Source organism: Collinsella sp. 4_8_47FAA (assembly GCF_000763055.1).
GTDB lineage: Bacteria > Actinomycetota > Coriobacteriia > Coriobacteriales > Coriobacteriaceae > Collinsella.
Window position 1 is genome coordinate 78670 of the sequence record NZ_KN214134.1, and the last position, 3410, is coordinate 82079.

General features: G+C 59.8%; 4 protein-coding genes and 1 pseudogene. 2 read left to right on the forward strand and 3 right to left on the reverse strand.

All coding sequences use genetic code 11. The features are described 5' to 3' along the window. Positions 1-431: helix-turn-helix domain-containing protein (locus HMPREF9463_RS00370; RefSeq protein WP_052043973.1), on the reverse strand; the 431-nt coding region annotated here is incomplete at its 3' end. A 209-nt stretch (positions 432-640) separates the two neighbouring features. Here HMPREF9463_RS00370 and HMPREF9463_RS00375 point away from each other — a divergent pair. Then, entirely contained in the window at positions 641-1756 is a 1116-nt protein-coding gene (locus HMPREF9463_RS00375) for an AAA family ATPase (protein ID WP_035137107.1), read from the forward strand. 170 nt (positions 1757-1926) lie between these two features. Here HMPREF9463_RS00375 and HMPREF9463_RS00380 read toward each other — a convergent pair whose 3' ends face one another. Continuing rightward, complete coding sequence (locus tag HMPREF9463_RS00380) at positions 1927-2703, reverse strand: helix-turn-helix transcriptional regulator (protein WP_035136554.1); 777 nt, start codon at positions 2701-2703, stop codon at positions 1927-1929. A gap of 93 nt (positions 2704-2796) precedes the next feature. Between HMPREF9463_RS00380 and HMPREF9463_RS10810 the strand changes: the two genes are divergently transcribed. After that, a complete protein-coding gene (locus HMPREF9463_RS10810; protein WP_156961410.1) occupies positions 2797-2964 on the forward strand; it encodes a hypothetical protein in 168 nt (55 codons plus the stop codon). Between the two features lie 221 nt (positions 2965-3185). Here HMPREF9463_RS10810 and HMPREF9463_RS00385 read toward each other — a convergent pair. Continuing rightward, a pseudogene (locus tag HMPREF9463_RS00385) lies at positions 3186-3410 on the reverse strand (IS30 family transposase); the annotation flags it as partial.

Here is a 3410-nt window from a genome sequence, read left to right on the forward strand (position 1 = left end):
GCGGCAGCGCTCCTCGACCTCCTGCTCGCGGGTGCGGGCCCGGGTTTCGACCTCGACCCCCTCGGCCTGCCCTTCGGGCGGGGCCGCAGCGCCTCGGCGCCGCCCTCGCGGTAGAGCCTGCACCAGCGCTCCAGCGGGGACTTCGACCTGATCCCGAACTCGGCCATAGCGTCGGCCTTCGCCATCCCGCCGTCGACCACGGCCGACGCCGCGGCGACCCTCTGCTCGAATGTGTACCTGGATTGTTTCCCGCCCATGGACAGCAGCGCCTCGCTTCCGAACGCCCGGTATACCCACTGCCATTCTCTCACGGTCTCGCGGGGGACGGACAGGGCCTCGGCCGCCGGCTTGCAGCCGACGCCGGCGTCGAAGAGCTCGACGGCCCGCCTCCTGGACTCCAGGTCGTGCTTCACCCTGAGGTCTATACTCATGGAAAACCTCCCATTTCCCGATGTCCAAGAAATGGGAGGCAGTTCACAGGCACCTTTGCGGTGGTTTTTGTTTTAGGCAGAGAAAGCCAACTGGTTCCGCCGTGGCCGATCGCTCAAAGAACTCAAGGATGCTCAAAAAACTCAAAGATACTCAAATACTTAAAGATTGTAGGGGCATAATTAAGTTGTATGAGTTCAAGGGAGGCTTTATGGCGGCACCGACGGCGTACAGGCAGGCAAATCCATTCACTCCGATGTTCGGACGTGTACCGGCGTATATGGCCGGCCGTGAGCAAATCATCGATGATATGGTGCTGGCGTTTGAAAATGACGACTCCGATCCCAATCTTTGCTCGGTTTTCTATGGTGCGCGCGGTACAGGTAAAACGGCGCTTTTGGCATATCTGTCGTACCGCGCCCAGCAAGAGGGCTGGATTACAGCGAATGTGACGGCCTCGGAGGGGATGCTCGAAGACATTTTGCAGCGCCTCAACGAATCAGCCGCCCATCTGATCGAAAAGCCCGCTTCTAGGCGTGTGAACAGTGTCGGCATTGCCCCCGTAGGAAGCATGAGCTGGGAAAACATCGATGTTGAATTTGAGGGCGCTAACTGGCGTACTAAGATGAACGCTTTGTTTGCTCAGCTTGAAGCGACTGACACCGGGGTGCTTATCGCCGTTGACGAAGTGGATGCATCGTTTGCGCAAATGACGGAGCTTGTTACTACCTACCAGCACTTTGTAAGCGAGAATAAAAAGGTAGCTTTGCTTATGGCGGGGCTGCCGTTTCGCGTGCTGGCGCTGCTGACGGGGAAATCGACATCGTTTCTTCGTCGCGCGGCTCAACATTCGCTGGGATCAATTTCACCGACTGAGGTAAAAGAAGCGTTTCGACTAACGATTGAGGACGGCGGCAAGACGATTTCTGATGAGGCGATCGACCTCGCTGCCAAGGCGATCGATGGTTTTCCATTTATGTTCCAGTTGGTGGGGTATCGGGCATGGAATGCTTCGCGCCAAGCCTCCGAGGTTTCTATTGAGGATGTCGAACGAGGCGCGAAACTTGCGCAAGAGGAGCTGGAATCGCGAGTTTTCGCTTCAACAGCGGCGGAACTTTCACGAGGGGACCTTGAATTTCTTCGTGCAATGAATCCGGTTGGGACGACGACCAGGCAAGAGTTGGCAGCGAGGCTTAAGAAGAGTTCCGGTTCGATTTCAACGTATAAAAAGCGTCTGGTAGAGGCTGGGGTAATTGAAGAGCCTCTACAAGGACGTTTTGAGTTTGCATTGCCAGGCTTCGGCCGATATGTCGCATCGCTTTACTAGAGGGTCGTTGCTGCGAAGGATCGCTTCGTGTCCCTTTACTGTCTCGATCTGTAACAATAAGCCTGCTTTTAGGGGCCTATCTGTTACAGACTGAGACAAACTGGCAGAGTGGCCTTCTGCTCCGCTCAAACCACCACAAAGGGGACAGCACCTTTGTGGTGGTTTTTGTTTTAGGCCGAGGGGAAGGCCTTGGTGAGACCAGCGCGCGTTTGCGTGTCGGTCTTTTGGTAGATGGAGCTCAGGTGGCGCTGGACCATGCGCATCGAGATGCCGAGCTCCTCGGCGATCTGCTTGAGCGGGCGTTCATCCTGGGTCACGGCTATGAGCACGTCGACTTCACGCGGGGTGAGAGCGTGGTTGGCGATGAAGGCCTGGCGCTGCTCCTCGACGGTGGGCGCGGCGAGCACTTCTTCTGCCAGCTGCTCGCGCTCGCGCTCCTGCTCGGTTTGGGGTAGGCGGAACAAGCCGGCTGCCACGAATGCCGCGCAGGCGGCGACGAGCAAAACGAGCGCACCGATCATGATGAGAGCAACATTGTCCGAGGTCACGAGCGCCAGCGAGATACCCGATGTGGTGAACGCGCATACGTTGTTGGCCGCGCGTCCCATGCCGGCCCAGAGAGCGGGCGCATGCATGTGCGGTGCCAGCTGTGTAAAGGTGGCGGTAAAGAACGTGACAAAAAAGCCCGAGCTCAGGTAAAAGACGACAAGGCCCAGGTTGGGATCGGCGCCGGCCTCCACGGCCAGGATGGAAATGGTCGAGAGCACGGCGATGCCGAACATGACAAGTCCCATGTAGCGGCGCTCGGCAAGATCAAAAACAAGACCGGCGGCAAGGCCGCTCGCCGCCAAAAAGAGGCGCGGCCAGGTTTGCACGGCGATGGTGCCGTGGGCGTTGGAGAGCGTGACCACGTTGTCGAGGGTCGAGAACAAGCAGGCGAGAATCATGACGAGTGCGATGCTCCAACATGCCTGTTTGGCGAGAGTGTGCGGAGGCTCGACAAAGGGATTGATGGCGCGGCCGGAGCTCTCGGCGGCCTTTTGGGGAACGACGCTGAGGGCGGATATGGCGATAGTCGCTGCGCCAAGGACGATGAGCTCTGCGATACTGCCGCAATTGAGCAGGTTGATGGCGAACTGTATCAGGATGCCCGCGGCATAGGCCGCTCCTGCGCCAGTGGCGAGTTTGGGGTCATCCTGGAAGGTTGATTTCCGATCTCAGCCGAACACATTGAGCAAATAGGCCATTCCCGCAGCTAGCCGAACGCCCCCGCGGCCCCTCCTGGGGTCCGGGGGCGCCGTTTTCCCAGTTGATGGAACGGTGGAGATGTGTTTCGATAGGTCCGGTGGCCATGCTCCGCCCGCCGCCCGGCACCTCTTCCCAGACTCAGCCGGACGGTCGGTCCGTCTATTCCGTTTTTCCTTCTAGGCTAGGCCAGCGGGGCATCGCCCCTCTCGGCGCGCGCCCTCTCGATGAGTCCCGGCGTCAGGTCGAGGTCGCCGAGCGGCACGTCCCACACACCGTAGGCGTCCAGCAGCGCCGCCGCGTCCTCCCCGAGCATCGCCCTGAAGGCGCGCGCGGGCGTCGCGAAGCCGAGCGCGCCGCGGGGCTCGGAGTTCACGTGCGACATGGCCAGCGCCAGGTCGGCGGGCGA

Bases quoted from the DNA above. Each gene is read 5' to 3' on its own strand.
- HMPREF9463_RS00375 (WP_035137107.1), top strand. From the start codon at position 641: ATGGCGGCACCGACGGCGTACAGGCAGGCAAATCCATTCACTCCGATG.
- HMPREF9463_RS00380 (WP_035136554.1), bottom strand. From the start codon at position 2,703: ATGATTCTCGCCTGCTTGTTCTCGACCCTCGACAACGTGGTCACGCTC.